This is a genomic window from Sphingobium sp. EM0848 (assembly GCF_013375555.1).
Taxonomy (GTDB): Bacteria; Pseudomonadota; Alphaproteobacteria; order Sphingomonadales; family Sphingomonadaceae; genus Sphingobium.
Genome location: NZ_JABXWB010000005.1, coordinates 1,390,001 through 1,413,207 on the forward strand (window position 1 = coordinate 1,390,001; position 23,207 = coordinate 1,413,207).

13 protein-coding genes and 2 rRNA genes (1 of these 15 cut by a window edge) are annotated in these 23,207 nt (G+C 62.1%); 7 read left to right on the forward strand and 8 right to left on the reverse strand.

From position 1 onward, the window contains the following. A 23S ribosomal RNA gene (locus HUK73_RS24450) occupies window positions 1-748 on the forward strand; it begins 2,043 nt to the left of the window's first position. Between the two features lie 118 nt (window positions 749-866). Further along, window positions 867-981, forward strand: a 5S ribosomal RNA gene (gene rrf, locus HUK73_RS24455). 99 nt (window positions 982-1,080) lie between these two features. Here rrf and HUK73_RS24460 read toward each other — a convergent pair. The 3 genes from HUK73_RS24460 to HUK73_RS24470 all read right to left on the reverse strand — a co-directional run bounded on the left by HUK73_RS24460 (window position 1,081) and on the right by HUK73_RS24470 (window position 5,221). Beyond that, complete coding sequence (locus HUK73_RS24460) at window positions 1,081-3,495, reverse strand: TonB-dependent receptor (RefSeq protein WP_176594346.1); 2,415 nt, start codon at window positions 3,493-3,495, stop codon at window positions 1,081-1,083. Window positions 3,496-3,597: 102 nt separating this feature from the next. Further along, complete coding sequence (locus HUK73_RS24465; RefSeq protein WP_176594347.1) at window positions 3,598-4,824, reverse strand: amidohydrolase family protein; 1,227 nt, start codon at window positions 4,822-4,824, stop codon at window positions 3,598-3,600. Window positions 4,825-4,915: 91 nt separating this feature from the next. Next, window positions 4,916-5,221 carry a hypothetical protein gene (locus HUK73_RS24470; protein ID WP_176594348.1) on the reverse strand — a complete coding sequence of 102 codons (306 nt, stop codon included), beginning with the start codon at window positions 5,219-5,221 and terminating at the stop codon, window positions 4,916-4,918. Between HUK73_RS24470 and HUK73_RS24475 the strand changes: the two genes are divergently transcribed. From HUK73_RS24475 to HUK73_RS24495, 5 genes are all read left to right on the forward strand, one after another. Further along, on the forward strand, window positions 5,206-6,084 hold the full coding sequence (locus tag HUK73_RS24475; RefSeq protein ID WP_176594349.1) for a GntR family transcriptional regulator: 879 nt from the start codon (window positions 5,206-5,208) through the stop codon (window positions 6,082-6,084). The genes HUK73_RS24470 and HUK73_RS24475 overlap by 16 nt on opposite strands. A 512-nt stretch (window positions 6,085-6,596) precedes the next feature. Further along, complete coding sequence (locus HUK73_RS24480; protein ID WP_176594350.1) at window positions 6,597-7,472, forward strand: SDR family oxidoreductase; 876 nt, start codon at window positions 6,597-6,599, stop codon at window positions 7,470-7,472. Window positions 7,473-7,508: 36 nt separating this feature from the next. Further along, window positions 7,509-7,982, forward strand: coding sequence for a hypothetical protein (locus tag HUK73_RS24485; RefSeq protein ID WP_176594351.1), 474 nt, complete (start codon window positions 7,509-7,511; stop codon window positions 7,980-7,982). A gap of 108 nt (window positions 7,983-8,090) precedes the next feature. Next, entirely contained in the window at window positions 8,091-8,618 is a 528-nt protein-coding gene (locus HUK73_RS24490) for a hypothetical protein (RefSeq protein WP_176594352.1), read from the forward strand. A 69-nt stretch (window positions 8,619-8,687) separates the two neighbouring features. Continuing rightward, entirely contained in the window at window positions 8,688-10,937 is a 2,250-nt protein-coding gene (locus HUK73_RS24495; RefSeq protein WP_176594353.1) for an acyl-CoA dehydrogenase family protein, read from the forward strand. 107 nt (window positions 10,938-11,044) lie between these two features. Here HUK73_RS24495 and HUK73_RS24500 read toward each other — a convergent pair whose 3' ends face one another. The 5 genes from HUK73_RS24500 to HUK73_RS24520 form a co-directional block, all read right to left on the reverse strand. Next, the gene (locus tag HUK73_RS24500; RefSeq protein WP_176594354.1) at window positions 11,045-13,489 is read right to left on the reverse strand and encodes an RND family transporter; all 2,445 of its coding nucleotides are present in this window, start codon (window positions 13,487-13,489) and stop codon (window positions 11,045-11,047) included. Between the two features lie 37 nt (window positions 13,490-13,526). Further along, window positions 13,527-14,732, reverse strand: coding sequence for a hypothetical protein (locus HUK73_RS24505; protein WP_176594355.1), 1,206 nt, complete (start codon window positions 14,730-14,732; stop codon window positions 13,527-13,529). After that, entirely contained in the window at window positions 14,720-15,526 is an 807-nt protein-coding gene (locus HUK73_RS24510; protein WP_176594356.1) for an outer membrane lipoprotein-sorting protein, read from the reverse strand. The genes HUK73_RS24505 and HUK73_RS24510 overlap by 13 nt, the downstream gene beginning before the upstream one ends. Window positions 15,527-15,558: 32 nt before the next feature. Beyond that, the gene (locus HUK73_RS24515; RefSeq protein ID WP_176594357.1) at window positions 15,559-16,881 is read right to left on the reverse strand and encodes an aminotransferase class I/II-fold pyridoxal phosphate-dependent enzyme; all 1,323 of its coding nucleotides are present in this window, start codon (window positions 16,879-16,881) and stop codon (window positions 15,559-15,561) included. An 83-nt stretch (window positions 16,882-16,964) separates the two neighbouring features. Continuing rightward, a complete protein-coding gene (locus HUK73_RS24520; protein WP_176594358.1) occupies window positions 16,965-23,132 on the reverse strand; it encodes a type I polyketide synthase in 6,168 nt (2,055 codons plus the stop codon). Between the last annotated feature and the right edge of the window lie 75 nt (window positions 23,133-23,207).

The window sequence follows — 23,207 nt, forward strand, 5'->3', positions numbered from 1 at the left end:
GCTTGGGCGCCAGCCCAAGTGGAGCCATAGGTGAAATACCACCCTGTTGTTTTCTGATGTCTAACCTCGCACCGTTATCCGGTGCAGGGACCCTCTGTGGCGGGTAGTTTGACTGGGGCGGTCGCCTCCTAAAGAGTAACGGAGGCGCGCGATGGTGGGCTCAGGACGGTTGGAAACCGTCTGTTAGAGTGCAATGGCATAAGCCCGCCTGACTGCGAGACTGACAAGTCGAGCAGAGACGAAAGTCGGTCATAGTGATCCGGTGGTCCCTCGTGGAAGGGCCATCGCTCAACGGATAAAAGGTACGCCGGGGATAACAGGCTGATGATTCCCAAGAGCTCATATCGACGGAATCGTTTGGCACCTCGATGTCGGCTCATCACATCCTGGGGCTGGAGCAGGTCCCAAGGGTTTGGCTGTTCGCCAATTAAAGTGGTACGTGAGCTGGGTTCAGAACGTCGCGAGACAGTTTGGTCCCTATCTGCCGTGGGCGTCGAAATTTGAGAGGAGTTGACCCTAGTACGAGAGGACCGGGTTGAACATGCCTCTGGTGTACCTGTCGTCCTGCCAAGGGCGCAGCAGGGTAGCTATGCATGGACGGGATAACCGCTGAAAGCATCTAAGCGGGAAGCCTCCCTCAAGATAAGATTTCTTCGAGCGGTCGTAGACCACGACCTTGATAGGCCGGATGTAGAAGTGTGGTAACATATGGAGCTAACCGGTCCTAATTGCTCTGATCGCGCCTGAGAGTCCCACCATCAATGACAACACTGGATACCCCAGCGTCAGACGATGTGGTGATAACCCAGACCAGATACGAATTTGCACGGAAACATCGATTGAAACCCAAAGCGCAAGCTTCATTGCTTGGTGACCATAGCGTCTGTGACCCACCCGATCCCATCCCGAACTCGGCCGTGAAACCAGTCTGCGCCGATGGTACTGTGGCTCAAGCCCCGGAAGAGTAGGGCGTCGCCAGGCATTGCAGCTCGCGCTTTGATACAAATACCCATCACAATAGAAAAACACAGGGCGGCCCCAAAGGCCGCCCTTTTTTGTATCACAAGCAGCGCGTATCAATCAGTGGCCCGCACCGAACTTTGCGGAGAGGCGCACGCCCCAGGTCCGCGGCGCGGAGAATTGTCCGAAGACCGCGCCCTGGGTAGGCAGGGCTATGCGGGCTTCGGAATATAATTTGTTAGTGACGTTCTCCACGAACAGCATGACCCGATAATCGCCTTCGTTCGGCGTCCACGATGCTCGGATATTGGCAATGGTGTATGAGGGTTGCACCATCTCCGACTGGTTGGGTAGCTTGGCTTCGAATGTGTCGAAATAATATTTGCTCGTGTAATTCGCGTCCCCCATCAGCAGGAACTTGCCGATGGCGGTGTCAAAGCCATATTGGGCCGCGAGCGAAGCCTTCCATTTCGGCGCGCGCATCAGTCTGTTCCCGGAAACGTCGATGGCGGGACCGCTCGCAAATGGGTTCCCGAACGAGGCGTCTTCATATTTGGTGTCGAGATAGCCGACACTGCCCGACAATTGGAAGCCGTACAGGGCGCGCGGTGCGATGGTGAACTCGGTCTCGATCCCAAAAATCTTGGCCGCTGCCGCATTCTGCACCGAGGCGGTGTTGCCAAGATAGCGGAGGATCTGGAGGCCCTTATAATCATAGTAGAAGATGGCGCTGTTGGCGCGCACCTGACCGTTGAGGAAGGTACTCTTCAGACCGGCCTCATAAGCCCAGATTTTCTCAGGATCGAATTTGCCGCCGCACTCGCCCACATTATAGCCTCCGGCTTTGTAACCGCGCGAAGCCTTGCCGTAGAGCATCGAGTCATTGTTCACATTATACTCGGCCACGACATTGCCGGTCACTTCCCGCCATCTGGCGGAGTCAGGCTTGTCGATGCACAGGCTGGAGGGGTCCAGCAGCGAGACGAAATTGGAGGTGAAGCTGCGGCTGACATCCTTCTTGTCCTCGGTCCAGCGCCCGCCGACGGTCACGGCGAAGTTGTCGGCCAGATGGTATTTGCCTTCGCCGAACAGGGCGTAGGATTTGGACTTCTGCTTCATGCTGAAGTCCAGGAACGGTGCGGCGCTATTCAGCCCCTGATAGCGGCCGATGCCCTGGCCTAGCGGATTGCCTGCCGTGAGGGTCTTAAGGCTTCCGGGTGGCAGCGGCGCGCCCGCGCTGAACACACCGACCAGGGCTTCGTAGAATAGCTGGGTGTCATCCATGCTGACCAGCATGTCGGAGCTGGCATCCTCGTTGAAATAATAGGCGCCCAGCAACCAGTCGAGGCGGTCGTTGAAGCTGCGGCCGGAGAGGTTGATCTCCTGTGACCAGGTCTTCGCACCCTGGACGCGATCCAGGTGGAACAGGTGCAGGTTGGTACCGTCCTCGTCCGTCAGGCCGTGCCATTTGGCGTCGCGATAGGCGGTGATGGATTTGAGCTTCACATCGCCTATGTCCCAGTCGAACGTGGCGCTTGCTCCCTTCACGTCGAACTTGTTCCGGTTCTGGAAACCGGTGGTCACTTCCAGATCGTCCGGATTGCGGGGTACGCCACCGGCCGTGGCGACGGGGAAGTGCAGCCCGAAAATGTCGGCCAGGCTCGCCCCACCCAGCGAAGGATCGGGAAATGTGAAAAAGCCGCCGACATTGGCCGGGGTAACGCCCGTGCCGGACGATGGCGCCAATTGGAGCAGTTCCCACACGCCATCGCCGCTCTTACGCTTCTGGAGGTTACCGCGCAGCGTGATCTTCAGATTTTCAGTGGGCGTCAGCAGTGCGGAGACATTGGCGTTCGTGGTCCTGTCGCCCAGCGTCCTGCCCCCGATCGCGATGTTGCGGCGGTAGCCATCGCCGCGATAGTCGTACACGATGCTACCGCGCACGGCGATCTTGTCGGTCAACCCGCCGGTGGCGCCCGCCTCTGCCTTCACATGATCATAGTTCGCAATGGTGAGCGCCATGTCGGCTTCCGGCTCGAACTGCGGGGCGCGGGTGATCAGGTTGATGGCCCCCCCGGTGGCGTTTCGGCCGTACAGCGTGCCTTGCGGACCGCGCAGCACTTCGATCCGCTCCAGGTCGAACGCTGGCAGTGACATGGTGAACGACTGGCCCATATACACGCCGTCCTGATAGGTGGCGACGGCGGGTTCGCCGCCCAGGCCTGTGATGTTCAGCCCCACCCCGCGCAGGGAGATTGTGGTATCCGCCTCCAACTGGGCGAATACGAGTCCTGGTGTGCTTACCGCGACGTCGCTGATGCCCTGAATCTGGTTTTGCTCGATCGTTTTTTCACTGAACGCGCTGATCGCGATCGGTGTGTCCTGTAGCGCGCTCTCCCGTTTCTGTGCGGTGACTATGATTTCCTCGATTGGCGCCGCGTTTCTCGTAGCCTGCTGTGCCTGTGCAGCAGTGCTCAGTGCAATGAAGGATGCACTTATTGTCAATGCGCCGATGCCAATCAATCGATTTGTCATAACGTCTCTCCCTTGGATTTGTTATTATTTGCCTTTTTATATTGTTGTTATTGAAAGCTTGCAGGCCGACATTCACTTTTCGCTGCTGTTCCGCGGTGACAATCAGGGTAGCAGCCACTCTCCGTTGGAGACGAAGAACTTCTCCATGACGTCCTTGCCAAGGTGGTCGAGCTTTTCGGCGAATAAGCGCTTGGCTTCCTTTCCACCCTCTACATGCGGATAGTCGGTCGAAAAGCAGTAACTGCTTTCTATTTCCGGAAATTGCTCGAAAAATTCATCGATCGGTTCGAAGTAGAAGGGCGCGACGCGTACATTGCGGGCAACATATTCGGACGGTTTCATCGTCAGTACATTTTGCAGCGCCTTGGGGAAGACATTGGCCCAAATGTTCAAGCGCCTGGCAAGCGGTCCCAGCCATTGCGCTCCTAGCTCGATCGCGCCAAAGCGTAGGTGAGGAAAACGCTCGAACACACCACCAAGCACCATCGTCGTGATGAAATATTCAGCGGCGGTATGCATGGTGGCACCCGCATAGGGGCTGAGGATGAACTCCGCCGAACTGCCGAAGGGAATGAAGGCTTCGACATTGTTCGACCAGAGCGGGTTGGAAAAGTCACTGTCCGTTCCGATGTGCAGGAGCGCGGGGACATTGGCGTCGGCGAGCAACTTCCAGAACGGATCGAACGCCGGGTCAGCGGGGGATGTGCCGGCGGGCGGTGTGCCGGACGGAATCCACAAGGCCTTGATACCGCGCTCGATCAGCGACCGGGCCTGCTCGATCATCCCTTCGACCGTTTCGGTCGTGACCAGTCCGACGGTGTGCAGCCGACGCCCTTCATCCCCTTCGGCGGAGCGGAGCGCCCACTCGTTGGACGCAGTGACGACGGAACGGCCGAGATCGCGGCACTCCTCGGTGGAATAGGGGAGGGCCATCACCGCACGGGCAAATTCCGGCGAACTGGCCAGCACATAGCCGACGAGTCCGAGGCCAGGGAAAACGAGCGCCTTCTCGATGCCCTGCATGTCCATGACTTCGTTCCGGCGACGCAGGTCGATCGCGCCGGGCGCACCGCAACCCTTCAATATCTGGGTTGTATCATAGGTGATTTCCTCGACGTCGCCGACGACATCAGGTCGGACATTGGAATTTTCACCAAGGCCGCTGAGGAAAGGACTGTCGCCGCAGGCCGACAATTTGGCGGCGATATCCTCGCCGAAATATTCGCCCCATAAATGGAATGGGATCATCTCATGTGTGTCGACATCAATGGCCCTGTCGAGGAATGCGAACTTTTCCTCCATTCCCTCCATGGTGCTTACGGTACTCATATTACCTATCCTTTTTATAGCTGCCGTGCCCCATTGTTAACCGAAGCTGGAGCCGATCTTTTCCGTCGACCAGGTCGTCGTCCAATCCTGCTCACGCGCTCCACTGGCTGAGATTGAAGCCCAGCGGAATCAACTCCTCCATCCGATACGGCGCCAGCAACTCCCAGGCATCACCAAGGCAGTCGTCGAGCGAAGGGACCTCGGACTCGCGACAGGCGATCTGCCACCTGCGCGGCCATAGCCCGTCGCGCTCAAGTCGGGCGAAATCTTCCGACCAACAGCGTTCGGCATCAAGCTTCATCGGCCAGGGGGACGTGTCGAGTGCCTCGGTCGTGGGACCGATCGCAAGTCGCTCAGCCGGCGACAGGCAAAGAGATTTGCTTGCATCCTCTCCCACTCGACCGCGTCCCATTCGGCTCCTCCCGATCGTATTTTTCTGATTTTGCAGGTGCAGCAACGTCGTCTGGCAGAATCATCGATAATATTATCGACAATATGAATCAAGCATGTATTTATGCGACAGGACCGCTAAAGGAGAGCGGGTTGATCGAACAGGGAGTGGACATGACGAAGCCGGTCCGGAGAGAGCCGACGAAAGGCCGTCCGAACAAGGAGGATTCGCGGCAATCGATTACACCCATGGAGCTGGTTCAGAAGATCGACGGGCTGATCGAATCCGGATCGCTGATCCCCGGCCAGCGCCTGATCGAGAGCGATCTTATGGCCGAGTTCAGCGCTTCGCGTGGGATCGTCCGGGAAGCACTCCGCTTTCTGGCGGGAGATGGCGTGGTCGAAATCCTTCCGAACAAGGGCGTGCGCATCACCAAATTCGACCGCGAGCGGATCGTCGATATGGTGCAGGTCTATTGGGGGCTGTTCCGTACCGCCATAGAATTGCTGGTTTCGCGGCCGCTCCCGGAAGAAGCCATCGCTGCCTTGAAGACCTCTCTTGACGCGACACTGGCTGCGGCCAAGGTAAGAAATAAAGCGCTGATTATCGAGGGTCTGGCCGATTATCATGAAATAGTGGTGCGTTACTCCGGCAATGAGTATCTACCGACATTGCTGAAGAAAATGCATTACCGGCATTATGTCAAACAGGAGGGGTTGCAGACCGACATAGAGATTATGCTGGATACCTGCACGACTTACACCGAAATTCATAAGAATATATTGGCCAGGGATGTTGACACTGTGGCCAAGCTGGCTGCGCAGGTTTCAGTGGCATGGCTCGGCGGACTTCGACAGGAAACCGCCTAAGCAAGCGAGCGGCAAATCCGCCATCTTCCGCCTGAAGGGCGATGAGAGGGAGCATATGGCCAAGCTTACCTACTCGAACATGGCGGTATCGAACATGTGATCGATGTAAAGGCGGGCCTTTCGGTCATGGAAGGGGCAGTGAGGCGCGATGTGCCAGGCATTGACGCCGATTGCGGCGGGGCCTGCACCTGTGCCACCTGCATATCTATGTGGATGACGCCTGGCTGATCAGAACCGGCGAGAGGTCCGTCATGGAAGAAGCCATTCTCGATCTGACCAAGGACGTTGAGTCCAATTCGCGCCTGCGCGCGCCAGAGGGGCAGCATTAAGCAATTTGGTACCGCGGACCCTTTTCTTCATCAAGTTTGAAACAATGTGGACAGAAATTAAATAGATCGTATCATCTAAAGCGAGTCGGCTATGCTTCCAGGCGCAGCGGGACGACTGCATCGAACAGCGTTCCCGATTGAAAACCAGAAAGATCGAACCGTTACCAGTGAGGAGAGATGACTATGGGTTGGCCAGCCGGGCAAGCAGCGTTCATTACCGGGGCAGCGTCGGGGATTGGGCTTGGAATTGCCCGGGCACTCGTTGCGGCAGGCGCGAAGGTGGCACTCGCCGATATCGATGCCGCGCGTGTCGCCGATGTTGCAGAGGAACTGACCAATGCCGGGGGCACCGTGATCGGCGTGCCGCTTGACGTCAGCGATCCGGACCAGTGGTCGGCCGCGGCGGACCGCGCTGAGCAAGCCCTGGGTCCGATCTCCATCCTGTGCAACAATGCGGGCATTAATGGTGGCGCGGAGATCGACCGGACGCCGCTGGACGTCTGGCGCTGGGTCTACAGGATCAACGTCGAAGGACAGTTTATCGGCGTTTCGACCTTCCTTCCGCGTTTCAAGGAGCGCGGCGGCCGTGCCCATATCCTCAACACGGCCTCGATGGCAGGTCTTGTGCCGATGGCGCGCGTCGGCGCCTATTCCTCAGCAAAGTTCGCCAGCGTCGGTTTCACGATGGTCTTGCGGAACGAGCTTCAGGGCACCGACATTGGCGTCTCGCTCCTGTGCCCCGGCACTGTGGCGACCCGGATCTCTGAAAATTCCGGGAAGGGCGAAGCGGCGTTGCTCGGTCGGGAAGTGAACGCGGCTGCGGTCGAGGGTAATCTGGCCATGACGGTTCAGGGAGCCAATCCCGATCGCGTCGGGGAACAGGTGGTCCAAGCCATGCAGCAGGAGCAGTTCCTGATCATCACCCATCGCGAATGGGAGTCGCTCGTGACGGCGGTGCACACGGAAATTCAGCAGGCGTTCAACGAATGCGACGGCCGACATGGCCCGGATGTGAGCGCTTTGATCCTCGCGCAGGGCAGTAGTCCAGTCGCGACATGACGCCGGAATAGATGAATTTAGTGGGATCGGGATGATATGACCAAACTTACCAGAGCCGAAATGGAAGAGATTCTATTTGCTCACGGAAAAGCAGAACTGGAATTTGACGTCGATGCGACGATGGCGACTGTAGTCCCCGAACCGCATTATGAGATTCCCTTTCTCGGTATGGCCATTGACGGATGGGATGCGGTTCATGAAATGTATCGCCGTCTTATTCCCGGCAACAAAAATCGAAATATCGAATATCGGCAACGCGTCGATGCAATAGGCGACAATATACTTTTGAATGAGGCCTATGTCACCTTTGACACGCCCGAAGGTGAGCGGGTCACCGGCCTGTACATGGTGCTTGTTGAGTTCGATCCCCATCTGAAGAAAGTCGTCGGCGAACGTATATACACGGACCCCGTCTTCGGGCGAATGTGGATCGAAAATCTCGGAGATGACTTTATCGATTTACCGGGTGTTTCCAAGATTACCGAGACTGCTGTGGTAAAAGCTGGATAATCGTTATGAAAATCCGATTGAACGACATTCGCAGATGATCGGGATGAATGATTGTCACATAATAAATCCGATCAACTGCGAATATTAAGGATCAGTAGGAGATAGGGTATGAAAGAACTGACGAAACAGGAAATGGAAGCGATCCTGCTCGAGCATGAGAAGGCCGAACTGGAGGTCGATATTGACGCTACCATGGCGACGCTGGTCCCGAATCCGCATTATGAGATTGCTTTCCTCGGCCTGGCGATTGACGGATGGGAAGGGGTTCATCAAGCCTATCAGCGCATCCTCAGGCCAGCCCAGATTCGTCCTGTCGCTGCCAAACGCCGCGTCCACGCGGTCGCCCGGAACACGCTTATCCGCGAGGCCCACGTCACGTTTAATACTTCCGAGGGCGAACGGGTGACAGGCTTGTACATGGTCGTCATGGAGTTCGACCCCGAACTGAAGAAGATTGCCGGTGAACGCATGTATGCAGACCCTCTCTTCGGGAAGATGATGACCGAGCAACTTGGGGAGGACTTCGCAAAGATACCGGGTGTTTCGAGGATTCGCGATTCCGCACCCGTTATTGAAGAACATGACGCATATGCAGCGGCAGCTGCCCGCGGCGTCACCATCACGCCCCCCGTCTGAGTCCTGGCAAGACCTTCTTTCCGGCAAGATCGCGGCATAGAGTTTTGGATCACACAAGGAGAAGCCCATTTGGCATTGTCTCTGAGTTCTTCCGAATTGCGCTTCCGCGACGATGTGCGGCGCTTTTTTGCCGAGGAATATCCGCAAGAGGTCATAGCAAAGCTGGCCGCCGGTGTCCGGCTGAGCAAGGAGGACCATATAGCCTCGCAGCAGGCGCTGAATTCCAGGGGCTGGCTCGGTCTGGGCTGGCCCACAAATTATGGAGGGACGGGATGGACCCCGGTTGAGCGCTACATCTTCGACCAGGAGCTTGACCTGGCGGGGGCCGCGCCGATCATCCCCATGGCGGTGATCTATATCGGCCCGATCATCTGCGCCTTCGGCAGCGAAGAGCAGAAGCGCACTTGGCTGCCGGACATCCTCGAAAGCCGGACATTCTGGGCGCAGGGCTATTCGGAGCCGGAAGCAGGTTCAGACCTGGCTTCGCTGCACTTTTCCGCAGTGCGCGAGGGCGATGACTATGTCCTCAACGGCACCAAGATCTGGACCTCCGGCGCGCAATGGGCGGACTGGATTTTCTGTCTCGCCCGGACCAGCAAGGAGGCAAAAAAGCAGCAGGGCATTACCCTTATCTGCGCACCGCTCGACAGTCCGGGCATTACCATCCACCCGATCCGGCTGATCGACGGCTCGCATGAACTGAACCGGATCGAGTTCGATGATGTCCGGGTGCCGGTCGCCAACCGCATCGGCGAAGAGGGGCAGGCGTGGCACTATGCGAACATACTCCTCAAGAATGAGCGGCTATCCTATGCCCATATCGGCGCCAAAAAGCGGGATATCGCCAAGGTTAGAGAACTGGCGAAGACAGTGCCGGCTGGTGGCGGGCGGACAATGGCAGAGGAACCGTCATTCGTCCATGCGGTCGCGGCAGTCGAGGCGCGGCTCGCGGTGATCGAGACGGCGGTGCTGCGGGCGTTGCGCAGTGACATCTCCATGGCGACCGCGGCCGCGCTCAAGATTGCCTGCACGGAATGCGCGCAGACGGTGACCGAGCTGTTCGTCCGGCTTGCCGGTCGCTGGGGCGCGCCGATGCTCGATCGCACCTATGGAGGATGGGCCAATGCGGCACCGCAAGTCCCTTCGTTCGGCCCGCAGCATGTCCAATCCTATTTACTCGAACGGGCACAGACGATCTACGGCGGCTCGACCGAGATTCAGAAGAATATCATTTGGCGCGCGCTGCCGGAAATGCGGCCCGACCCCGAAGGGCTGGACGAGCAGCAGGCGATCCTCGCCCGGACGCTGGGCGCGTGGTTTGCGGAGCGCTATCCTTTCCATGGCCGCTCTGAGGCCGGAAAAGACGCATGGACCTTCCTGTCGCGCGAAATGGGCCTATTCGATCCGGCGGGGATCGGCACGGTGGCGGAAGCGGTAGCGATGCAGGCCGCCGGACGCGCGCTGTTGCGTGAGCCGCTGGGCGAGGCGCTGATCGCCGCAGGATTGTTACGCGCTGTTGGAGGTAAGCAGGCGCAGGCGCTACTCGAACGGCTGCGGCAGGGTGATTGCACGGTACTCGCCTGGAGCGAATCCGGGATGCGCGATGACTTCATGGACATCGCCACGGCGGCAGAGCGGGATAGCGACGGCTGGGTTCTTCGGGGCGCCAAGGCCCTGGTGACGGGCGGTGAAGCGTGCCAGACCTTCATCGTAGCCGCACGGACTGGGATCGGACTGTCGCTGTTCGCGGTGCCGAAGGAGGCGCCGGGCGTCGCGGTCCATTCTTACCCGACCATTGATGGCCGGGGCGCCACCGATCTCCTGTTCGACGCCGTTCGACTCCCGTCTTCGGTTCTGCTCGATGAGGAGGGGCGAGCGCTTCCGCTTCTGGAAGCGGCACGGGATCACGCCATCGCCCTGCAGACCGCTGAAGCAGCGGGACTGCTTGAAGCGTTGCTGCACCAAACCATCGCCTACACCGTTCAACGTCGGCAATTTGGCCAGCCCATCGCCGAGTTCCAGGCGTTGCAGCACATGATGGTCGATATGTATCTCGAATGCGAGATGGTCAAGGCAGCGATGTGGCTGGCTTTGGGGAGCCTGAACGAGAGCCCCATCGAGCGTGCGCGCACCTGCTCTGCGGCGCAGGTGACGGTGTCCAGCGCCTGTCGCCTGGCCGGACAGAAAGCGATCCAACTGCATGGCGGGATGGGGATGACTGACGAACTTCCCGTCAGCCATTATGCTCGACGGGCATTGGTTATCGAAAGCGCCTGGGGGGACGCCGAATGGCATTTGAAGCGTATGAGAGCGGAATAGGGCGATGTCATCAAGCGCAATAGGCACCGCCTCCTGCTTGAACTCTTCCCATGCTTGATCATCTCGTCGATCGCCTGGAAACCCCGCCGCATGAAGCCAATGCGTCGCTATGTCGCTGCGTTTTCGCTATGCAGTGGGGGGGCAAAATGCGGTCGGGGAGCGGATGATTTCCGCATGAATGGCGTAGCGTCCGTGGAGGCTGCTTTGCGCCCGCGATTGCTGAGCTGGGCGATACAGAGCAGCGCCGCAGGCAGGAACAGCAGATCGAAGAACATGGCGGTGACGATCGTGAAGGCAGCCATCGCGCCCATCCAGCTATTGATCTGGAACCCCGAAAAGGCGAGGCAGCCGAAGCCGGAAGCCAGTGCCATGGTCATCGTGACCATGCCGGGGCCGGCGATGGCGAAGGCGCCGCGCACGGCCTCGACAGCGTCCAGCCCCTTGTCCTTGCGCAGATGGCGATAGGTGGTGAGCATGTGGATGGTGTCGTCGACCACCACGCCGAAGGTCACAGAGGCCACCGCCGCCACGGCCATGCCGACCTGCCCGTTGAAGATCGCCCACAGGCCCAGCGTGACCAGCGAAGGCACGAAATTGGCGATAGTCCCGATCAGGCTGAGCGTCAGCGATCGGAAGGCCAGCAGGAAGATCAGCACGACCACCCCGATGCCGGTAAAGATGCCGGTCAGCATCTCGCGGATGTTGCGGTTGCCGATATGCGCGAACAGCAGGGAGGTGCCGGTTGGCTTCACCGATGGCGCAATGAGCGGGGTGTTATGGGAAGTCCATATTTTGGTGCGTTCGGCCAGCGCCGCCATGTTCGCGGTCGATGTGTCGCCCAGCGCCACGACCAGTCGGCTCGATCGCTTGTCGGCGGTGATCTCGTTCTTGAGGTCCATGCCGAAGGGCAGCGACATTTCATAGAGGGCCAGATATTGCGCGCCCGTCTGTTGGTCGGTGGGCAGGCGGTAGGCGCTTTGCTGTCCGCCGTTCATCGCGCGGTTCACGGTCTTCAGAATGTCGGTTACGCCATGGACATGGGTGACGCCCGGCTGGGCGCGCAGCCATTCGGCGAGGCGATCGACTTCGGCCAGATAGGCGGGGTTGCCGACACCATCCAGCGCGCGGGAGTCGAGCGAAAATTCGATCGAATAGAAGCCGCCCAGTTTCTCGTTCATCCGGTCGGTCGCCTGGCGGAAGGCATAGCCCTGATCGAAATAATGGACATAGCGATCATCGAGCCGGTTGGTGAAGGCCAGCATCGACAGGCCGACCGACAGGATCGTCACGGTCAGCAGCACCGCCCATGGCCGCCTGATGACGAAGGCAGACGCACGTACCGCCAGATTTTCGGCGGGCAGCGGCTTCATCTTGGCCTTCCACGGCAGCAGCACCAGCAAAGCGGGCAGGAAGGTGAAGGTCAGCAGCCATGTCACCACCGATCCCAGCGTGACGATCATGCCCAGATGCGCGAAGGGCGGCACCGGGCTGAACGCCAGCGACATGAAGCCGGTCGATGTCGTGATGGTGGTCAGGGTCACCGGCCACCAGCATTCGATCATGACCTCTTTCACCGCCTCGATCTTCGACAGGCCTTCGCGGCGCAGGCGCAGCATCCCCGCGCAGAGGTGGATCGAGTCACAGCAGGCGATGGTCAGGATGATGTTGGGCGCGACCACGCTGGGCGAGGACAGCGGAATGCCGAAGAACCCGACCAGCCCGAGCGCACTGGCCGTGCCGAGCGCGATCATGCCGAGCGTCGCCAGCGCCGCGGTCGGCGAACCCAGCACCAGGACCATGATCGTCGCCAGCACCGTCACCATCATCGGCAGCAGCACCGAGCTGTCGAAGGTGCTGGCCTCGACAAAGGCATCATCCAGCGCAATCGAGCCGGAGAGGCCTGCGCGCAGGTCCGGGTGCGCCCGGTTGAACGCTTCGACGACCGGAAGAGCCTGCTGCATGACATGGCTGCCCTGGGTCGAAGCAGTCTTTGCGTCGAAGCGGAAGTTCACGGCCACGATCGCCAGCTTGCCGTCGCGCGACAGCAACCGGTCGATCATCAGCGGTTCGCGCACCGCCTCGCGCCGCAACCTCGCGGCGTCGGCGGCGGTAACATGATCGCCTGAGCGGGAGAATTGGTCGATCACCACATCATCGCCATTGGCAAGCGCGCGCTGGAAATTGGTGAAGCTGTCGACCCGCTTCACATCGGGCAATTGCCATGCCCGGTCGGTCAGCGTGTTGATGGCGCCGATCCGCTGCGGCGTGAACAGGTCGCCCTGTTTGGCGTCGACCACGAACAGCAGCGTGTCGTCGCGGCCATAGACTTCCTCGAACTTGTCCAGCGCCTGGAGTTCGGGATCGCCGGGCGAGAAGAACACGCGACTGTCGCTGCGGAAGGTCAATTGGCCAAGGCCCACGCACAGGAGGAGCGCGACCACCAGAGAGAGCGCCATGGTCAGCCATGGCCGCTGCGTGATGACGGCGGCGCAGCTATGCGTCATGCTGTCTGCCCAACGGAGCAGCGGTGTTTTGGAAGCGGGATCGGACATGATGGAAGGCCTCACGCAATTCGTGGGGTGGAAGGGGTCAGAAATATCGGCTCAGCCCGACACGCAAATAGCTGTCGCGGCGAAGAGTGGTGAGCGCGGGGTCGCGTTCGGCGTTCAGGGGGGCCAGCAGGTTCACCTGCAACAGCAGATTATGGGCGATGCGCCGCGTGCCGCGCAATTCCAGCAGCGTCGATTCCCAACGCAGATCGCGGGTCGCCCGCAGTTCGACCACGGTGTCGGAGATATTCTTGAAGTCGTAGCGGGCGCCGACGAAGATATCGTGCTCGAAGGGCGTGACCGGTGCGTTGTCGCTTCGGCCATCCGCATAATATTCGGCATAGAGCGTCAATTCGCCGCCAAGGCCGAAAGGATGGCCGAAGCTGTTCTCAAGTCCCCCGCCGTCGCCCCAGAACCTGCCGCCGCTGTCGCCGCTGCGGTGGATGACCTCCAGTTTGAGGACGGCGTCGCCCGTGACATATTGGGCGTCGAGGCTGGTCTGGCCGATGCGGTTATATTTGGCGGCGAGACCCACGAAGCGCTCGGCGTCGATCACCGGCGACAATTCCGGTTCGCGATCCGGCCCGATATAGTGGCCGACGCCCAGATCGATGCCTGCGACCGATCCGGTCACGCGCACACCGCCGCCGGGCGTCCAGCGGCCATCTTCGAACTCGGAATGCAGAACCGGGGCTGGCAGGACTTGTAGCCGGTCCTCATTTTGGGCGAAACGCCGGGTCCGGGCCATGGTGGTGACATAGCCAGTGACCGACAAGGGACCGGCCTGCGTCGTCGCCAGCGCGCCGAGCTGGCCGAATTTCACCTTGCCCTGAAAATCCTCTGAAAGGTCACGCTGGTTGATGATGTCGACCGGATTCCAGGCCTCCAGCACGCCCCATGTTTCGGCCAGCATCCCGACCTTCCATTCCAGCTTTCCGCCGCTGGCGCCGATCGTTGCCTCACGCACATCCCCGACGAACGACCGTGAGCGATCCGCAGAGGCGCGGCCGAACAGCTCGACATCATAGCGCAGCGATCCGATATCGCCCGACCCATTGACCGACAGGGTGGCCGACGGCTGCACCCGGTCGTCATCCTGCCCGGATTGCAGGGGCGCGTCGGGATAGGCGCGCAGCTCGACCCCCACGGCGCCGCGCACCGTCTGCCCCTGTGCAGGCATGGCCAGCGCAGGGGCGATCGTCAGCGCCGTGAAGGCCCGTACAAGGGAACGGATCAGCGCGACCATGAGGGCAAACGGTTCGCCGCCATCTGGGCCGCGTTCAGGCCCGTGCCGAACTTATAGTCGCTCCAGGCAATGTCCGACACCGAATTGTCGCGCAAATTGGTCATGCTGATCTGCATCGGACGCCAGAACTTGCCCTCGAACTTCTGGTAGTTGCGGAATTCCAGTTGTTTCAAGGGGCGGTTCGTCTTGTCGAAATAGACAATGCGCACCGGCTGCCACATGCGCGGGTCGATGGTTTCAACCAGACGCGCATAGCCCGAATATTGATATTTAGGGATATTGGCGATGGTATAGCATTTGGTTGCCGGGGTTCCGCACTGTTCCTCTCGGATGAATTCATAGTCGTAGTTCGACAATTCCCAGGTCGCGATATCCTCATAGGAGAATTCCGATCCTGCAAAGGAGCCGGTCTTGTCGCGCGCGGCCAGCCGCTTCACGCGCTTGACCGCGGGCATGTAGATCCACTGGTCGTCGGGCTGGCCGGGATTGGTGAAGGTGAGCGAGACGAAACCCGCCAGATCGCGCGGCTGTGAAAAGGAGACCAGCCGCTTGTCGCCGCCGACCCGCACTTCCAGCGTGTTCATCTGGAAATCGCGGCGGGCGGGGGCGCCGCCCGCGCGTTTGACGGTCATGCGGCCGTTAACAACATAGTCAGCGAAACCCGCGTCATTGCGGTCGACGGTGGCGGCGATCTCTCGGCCGCGCTTGATATTTTCGGGCGTGCCGTCGGCCATGGCCGAACTGGCGAAGATGAGGGCGCTGAGGCTCAGCGCCGCACAGACGGCAATGCGCATGTCGATATCCCTTTGCTGTGGAGTGGGGTTGTTCAGAACTGCATGGCTGAAAGGCGTGTGGCGATGCCGTCGACCGCGCGGCGCATCATCGCCTCGTCATGCCCGGCGGTGACGAAGCAGCGCAGCCGCGCCGCGCCGCGCGGCACGACCGGGTGCATTACCGCATGCGCGATCACTCCCTGGTCGAGCAGCGCGGACATCAGCGGCGATGCCTGTTCGTCGCGGAGCATGATCGGCACGATGGGCACGCCCGGTTCGGCGGTGCAGCTGTCGAGGCCCGCTTCCTGCACCAACGTCCGCAGCGTGCGGGCATTGTCCTGCAAGCGCGCCACCCGCTCCGGCTCGTCCATGGCGACCCGCACGGCGGCGAGGGCTGAAGCCGTCGATGCCGGCGTGATGCCGGTGCTGTAGAGCAGCAGGCCGGGGCAGAAATGGTGGATCAGCTCCATCATGCCCTTCCGCCCGGCGACAAAGCCGCCGCAGCTGGCGAAGCTCTTCGACAGGGTGCCGATCATCAGGTCGACCGAGCTTGTCGGCACGCCGAAATGCTCGCACACGCCGCGCCCGGTCGCGCCGACCGTGCCGCAGCTATGCGCCTCGTCGATGACGAGCCATGCACCGAAGCGATTGCGCAACTCCACCACGCGCGGCAGGTCCACCAGATCGCCGTCCATACTGTAGGCGCCTTCGACCAGGATCATCGCCCGCCGGTGATGGGCGCGATGCTCGGTCAGCAGGCGCTCCAGCGCATCCATGTCATTATGTGGAAAGGCGATCCGCCGCGCGCCGGACAATACCGCGCCCATCACGGCGCTGTTGTGCATATAGGCGTCGTGGATGATGAGGTCACGGCTGTCGAGCAGATAGCCGATCACCGAGACATTGGTGCCGTAGCCGCTGACGCCGACCGTCGCCGCTTCAAACCCGCTATAGTCGCAGAGCGCCTGCTCCAGTTCGGCATGGAGTTCGATTTCGCCGCCGACCATCCGCGCCGCGCCGGCATGGGTGCCATATTGCTCGGTCGCGGTGCAGGCGGCGTCGATCACGCGCGGATCGGTGGCGAGGTCGAGATAGTTGTAATTGGAGAAGGTGACATATTCAGCCTCCCCGATGGTCAGCGTGCCCGACGCATGGCCGTTGCGGGCGAGGAAATAGGGGTTCCTCGTCTCGCCCGATCCATAGAGATCGTGCAATTGGCCCAGCAGGGCATGTTCGGGATAGTCGCTGAGCGACGGCTTGGCGGCCGGGCTGAACGAGCGCGGAGTGGGGCGCTCGGCGGCGGGCGCCGTGTTGCCGATATTGGCCTTTACCCGTGCGACAAGCGCGTCGAGCGTGGCCGGAGGAGTTCCGGTCATGGCAAATCCTTTCAGGATAGTCTTTGTTATCCGCAATTTCCGAGTCATCAGATGTTCCATCTGATTTGAAATCGCTCCGTGGTTCAGGCGACGAGTTCGGCGGGCGAGGCTTCGTTGGCGGCGACAGTTTCGCGGATGGCGGTGAGCGCCTTGTCCGTCAGCGCCGTGACCGTGACCGGCCCCAGCAGCTCGACCACCGAATAGCCGACGCCCAATGTCTCTTCGAGCAGTAGCTGGATTTCGATGGACATCAGCGAGTCGACCCCCAGCGCATCGAAGCTCTGGTTGACGTTCAGCCGCTCGACGCTGGATTTGAGGCCGCGTGCCACGATCTCCGCGATCAGGCCCTTGAGCAAGTCATGGGCGCTGGCGTCGTCCATCTGGGCGACGGCAGCTTGCAATTCCTCGACCAGGCTGGCGTCGCCGCCGCGTGAGGCGCGGCTGGCCTCAACCAGTTCGACGAAACAGGGCGAACGTCCGCCGACCTGTTCATAGCCTGCCCAGCGGTCCCAGGCGATTTCCTCCGCGACCGCGATGGCCGTCAGATCCTTGGCCAGCGCCCGGCCGACGCCGCGCAGTGCGACATCGACGTCCAGCGGGGCAAGGCCGATTTGGGTGAGGTGCTGGCCGACGCGTTCATCCTCGGCTAGCATCCCGGTCCCGGCGATCGCACCGAAATGGATGCTGATCGCGGGCAATCCCTGTCGCCGCCGCAGCGCCGCCAGCCCGTCCAGAAAGCCGTTGGCCGCGCAATAATTGGCCTGACGGCTGTTGCCGACGAGGTTCGCGATCGAGGAGAAGAGCAGGAAATGATCGAGCCGCAGATTGGCCGTGACACTCGCCGCGTGCAGCGTCCAGGCGCCGAGCGCCTTGGGCCGCAGCACCCGGACCAGATCGTCGGCGGTCATGTCCGTGACCAGCCGATCCTCCAGCACGCCCGCCGCATGATAGATGCCGCGCAATGGCTGTTCGGTGGTGTTGAGCTTGCTCATCAGGGCCTGCACGGCGTCGCCGTCGATCATGTCGACAGCATGGACGCTGGCAGCCGCGCCTAGCTGCGTCAGGCGCTGGACGAGTTTCTTCGCTCCCGGCGTCGCCATGCCCCGCCGCCCGACCAGCGCGATATGGCCCGCGCCATGCTCGGCCAGCCACAGGGCGAGTTCCTGGCCCAATCCGCCCAGACCGCCGGTGATCAGATAAGTGCCCGCGCGATGCAGTTCGGGGATGTCGGCCCTGTCGACGGCGACGGGGCGTTCATCGTCCGCCACATCGACCTCGACCCAGCCATTATCCTCATCGTTGAGCGTCTCGGCTTCGAGCAGGTCGGCCCAGCCGACCTGCGCCAGACCGGGAATTTTGCTTAAGGGCGCCGCCACCACGGCCGCCAGCGCGGCATGATAGGCGTCATCCAGCACCAGCGCATGCAGGTCGGTCGGCAGGCGCAAGAGGCGGCTGCAATGTTCGGGCAGGATGAAGGCGGCGGGGGTGTCGGCCAGGTCGATCAACTGACCGCCCGGCGCGAGATGGGAGAAGCCCGCCTCCCGGCTCCAGGTGGCGAGCGGCATCGCCAGGGCGTCGGACGGACGGCCGCGCACCACCGGCATGTCGCCTGAACGGTCTGCGGCCATGCGCGTCACTTCGACGCCGCGAGCGGCCAGTGCTTGGGCAAAGCTGTCGCCGAAGGCACCCAGCGTGACGAGGGCGCGGGCGTCGTGACCAAGGCCGGTCGCCGCCGCCAGAGCATGGCACCGCGCCAGCACGGTGGCGGCCGACGCCAGCATCGGGCCATCATGCAGCACCCGTTCGAGGACGGCTTCATTCTCGCGGACCACGATCCGCCCGGCGACCAGTTGTGGCACCAGACCGGCCACGCGGTCGCCAACGGTGAAGCGCGTCGCGCCGCCACCCGCCGCGCTCACCGTGCCAACCACGCCCATCATCGCCTCGCCATGACCGGCGCGCAGCGAGAGCCGCTCGACGCGCAGGACATATTCGCCGGGGCCAGCGACTAGCGCGGGGATGGCGACCATAGCGGGGGTCGGGTGGCTATGGTCGAGCGCCATCGCTTCCTCATCGGCGGCGCAGGCGGTGAACTGGTCGGGGGTGCGCAGCAATTCGCTGCGCACCATCTGCGCGCCATAGCGGTCACCGCCACGGAGGGCGATTTCATCGATATCGTCCGCCAGTATTTCGGCCAGGATCGCGGCGATGGTTGCGGTGTTCTCGATCCCGTCCGTGTCGATCGTGGCGGCGTTCAGCAGCGGCTGTTCGTTGCGGATCACCCGCATGAAGCTGGCGATGGCGGTCTGCGCGGGGATCACCTCGTCACCGGTCAATACGGCATGGGCGCGGCAGGTGACGACCCGCACCGGCAGGCTCCGTTCCTGCGCGGCCAGCAGCTTCACGCCCTCCAGCATCGCAACCAGCGTGGTTTCGCCGGTGATATCGCTTGCCTCGTCCATGCCCGCATTGGACAGACCGACCACGCGACCCACCTTTGCGGGAAGGCAGCCATTCTCGACCTCTCCCCAATTGCGATGGTGCACCGTCAGGCCGTGTTTGCTCGCCGCGGCGGCCAACGCCTCGGCCAGCGGATCACCATGATCGGTCACGATCAGCAGCGCGCCGTCATGTTCGGACGCCGCCTTGGGCGCAATGGCAGGCAGGAGGCGCCATTGACGCTGATAGTCGCCCGCCGGCAGCCGGTCGGCCACCGCCTTGCCCCGCAGCGAACGGCAGGTCAGCCCCTCGATCCGTGCCAGCATATGGCCGGTTTCTCGGTCGAACAGTTCAAAGTCACAGATGATCGCCGCCGCCGTCAGGCTGGTCAGATGGGCGCGGCAGAGCAGTTCTTCGGGCAGCGAGCCATAGACTTCCAGGGTCGCGATGGAGACGGGGAGATAGGCGCCCTCTGCAACATCGAGCAGCGCCAGAGCCGCCTGGAAGCAGCCGTCGAGCAAGGCCGGATGGAGGATATAGGCTGCGGCCGGTTCACCCGCTTGTTCGGGGCGCGTCAGCCTCGCTTCGACCAGCCTTTCGGCCCGGTTGCGGCGCAGGTCGACAATCGGCTGGAACGCCGGACCATAGCCGAGCGCGCGTTCGGCAAAGCCTTGATACAGTTCCTCAGGCGTCAGTGTCTGCGTGCCATCCTGCCCGGCAAGGGTGGCGATGGCGGGCTGTGGCGGGACGGCGCGATAGGGGTGCAGCATCGCTTCGGCGTGGAACACGGTCTTTTCCGGTTCGGCGGTGTCGAAGGAATGGAGCTGCGCGCGGCCGGTCAGTGGGTCGACCCTGATGTCAAGCCGCAGCGCGCGGCTGGCGTCGAGTACCAGCGCGGTTCGGATCTGGACGTCGTGCAGGCAATAGCCCCGCGCATCGGGCCAGCGGCGGCGGGCCTCCTCGCACAGCGTTTCCAGATAGCCGGCGGCGGGCATGATCGGCGCGCCGTCGACCATATGGTCCGCGAAATAATTGAGGCGGCGGCCTGTCAGGTCGATCGGATGGCCATCGGCGCTGAGTGGCGCTTCCTGATCCATGCAGCGGTCGCTCGACTGGACGCTCATCTCGCGCCAGAGATGCTGGCGCTGCCACGGATAGGCGGGGAGGGCGACCTGACGGCCTTGCGGCGCGCGTGCGGCCCAATCGACCTTGCCGCCTGCGGTGTAGATGTCGCACACAGCGCGGCGCAGCGCGGGGGTTTCCGGCTGTTCCATCCACAATGTCGAGACGGCGCGGATGTCACGTCCGGCAACCGAAGCGGTTTCGGTGATCGAGCGGCGCAGCACCGGATGCGGGCCGACCTCGACGAAGAGGGTGTAGCCATCGTCGATCATCGCGATGATGGCGTCGGCGAAGAACACCGGCTCGCGCACATTGTCGCACCAATATTCCGCGTCAAATCCGCGACTGCTGCGGTCGATCAGGTCGCCGGTGACGGTGGAATAGAGCGGAAGGTGGGTGGACTGCGGCGCCAGCGAGGCGAGCGACGTGCGCAGGTCAGGCTTCAGCGGCTCCATCAGCGGGCTGTGATAGGGGACTTCGACGTCCAGCATCCGGGTGAAGGTGCCTTGCTCCAGCGCCTTGACGCGGATCGCCTCCAGCGCGGCGCGGTCGCCCGCCACCGTCACGCCTACGGGCGAGTTCAGCGCGGCGAGCGACACCAGCCCGCCATGGGGCGCAATCGCCTTTTCAGCTTCGTCGCGGGACATGCCCAGCGCCAGCATCGCGCCGGTTCCGGCCGTGGTCGCCTGGATGCGGCTGCGGTGACGGCTGACGAGCAGCGCATCCTCCAGCGACAACATGCCCGAAGCCCAGCCGGACGCGACCTCCCCGACCGAATGGCCAACGACGGCGTCGGGCACGATGCCTTCGGCCTTCAACGCGGCGGTGAGGCCGATCTGGACCATGAGATTGCCGGGTTGCGCGAACTCGGTGCGTTTGATCTGCGACTGATCCTCATCCTTCAGCATTTCCTCGAGGATGGAGAAGCCGCCGATGCGCTGAAACAGGGCATCGGCTTCCTCGACGGCGGCGCGGAAGGCCGCGTTTTCGTGGAACAGCTGGCGTCCCATGCCCCACCATTGCGGACCCATGCCAGTATAGACGAAGGCGACACGCGGGCTGCCGCCCAGCGGGCGCTCGCCATCGGCACCGGCGAAGGCTTCGCCCGCGACAAAGGCGCGGAGCTGCTGGGCGAGAGCGGCGCGATCTTCGCCCCAGACGGCAAGGCGGTGCGACAAATGGGTGCGCCGCGCGCCAGCGGTGTAGAGCAGGTCGCTCAGGTCACTATCCTCGGCCGATTCGAGCCGGGTGGCGATCTGGCTGGCGCGGGCCATCAGCGCCTCGCGGCTGCGCGCCGAAAGCGGGAGCGTGGGCACGGACGGCGCGACGCTGTTGGCGGCAAAGTCGATATCGTCCGGGGCGGCGACCTCATTGGCCGGGGCGGCCAGAATGACATGCGCATTGGTGCCGCCATAGCCGAAGCTGTTGATCGCCACGCGGAGCGGCGCGTCGGCCTCGTCCGAGCGGCGGGCCAGCGGCACAGGTGAGCGCGGCAGTTGGATGTTCGAGGGGATTTCGGGATTGACCGTCTCCAGCCCGGCGATCGGCGGGACCAGCCCCGACCGCAGCATTTCGACAGCCTTGACTACGCTGGTGACGCCAGCGCCGGCCTCCAGATGGCCGACATTGGCTTTGACCGATCCGACCAGGCAGGGCGCGGTATCTGCATAGACCTGGGCGATGGCGCTGCTTTCGCGGCCGTCGCCGACCTGCGTGCCAGTGCCGTGTGCCTCGACATAGCCGATATCGATCGGCCGTAGCCCGCTCGCTTGCAGCACCTGAAGCATGAGCGCGCGCTGCGCTTCGGGATTGGGGACGGTGATGCCGCTGGTGCGGCCGTCCTGATTGACGCCCGCGCCGTCGATCACCGCCAGGATGCGGTCGCCGTCGCGCAGCGCCGCCTCATGCGATTTCAGCACCACCATCGCGCCGCCTTCGCCCCGGCCATAGCCATCTGCGCGCGCATCGAAGCTCTTCGACCGGCCATCCTTCGCCAGAAAGCGTCCCTTGGCCATGGCGATCATATATTCGGGACGCAGGATGAAGTTGACGCCGCCGACCAGCGCCGTCTCGCACTGGCCCGCCAGGATCGCGCCGGTCGCCTGCGACAGCGCCACCAGCGAGGAGGAACAGGCGGTGTCGATTGACAGGCTGGGTCCGCAAAAGTCGAAGGCATAGGAAATGCGGTTCGACAACATGGTCAGCGTCGCGCCCGCTGCGCTGTGCGATCCGATGGCGTCGCGCGCCGTGCTGCCGAACTGGTTCAGCAGATGGTCGAGCGTGAAGCCGCCGACGAACACGCCGGTCGCGGAACCGGACATCGCCTCGACATCGACGCCGGCATCTTCCAGCGCTTCCCATGCCAGTTCCAGCAACAACCGCTGCTGGGGATCGATGAACTCGACCTCACGCGGCGAGAAACCGAAGAATTCAGGATCGAAAGTCTTGAAGTCATAGTCGTGGAGGAAGTGTCCGCGCCCGACATAGGCCTTGCCCGGCGTGTCGCGGGCGTTGGTGAAGCGTTCCACCGACCAGCGATCCTCCGGAACGTCACCGACATACATGCCGCCTTCGAGCAGATTGCCGAAGAACTGGTCCGGCGTGTTCGCGCCGCCGGGCAGGCGGCACGCCCTGCCGATGACGGCAACCCTGGATATGCGCGATGATTGAGAGCGTGCTGACTGATCCATGGAAAAGGCCCCTGTTATTCGTTATGATTAACAAGAAATTCATAAAATATGGACGCAGATACCGGCGAAGATTTC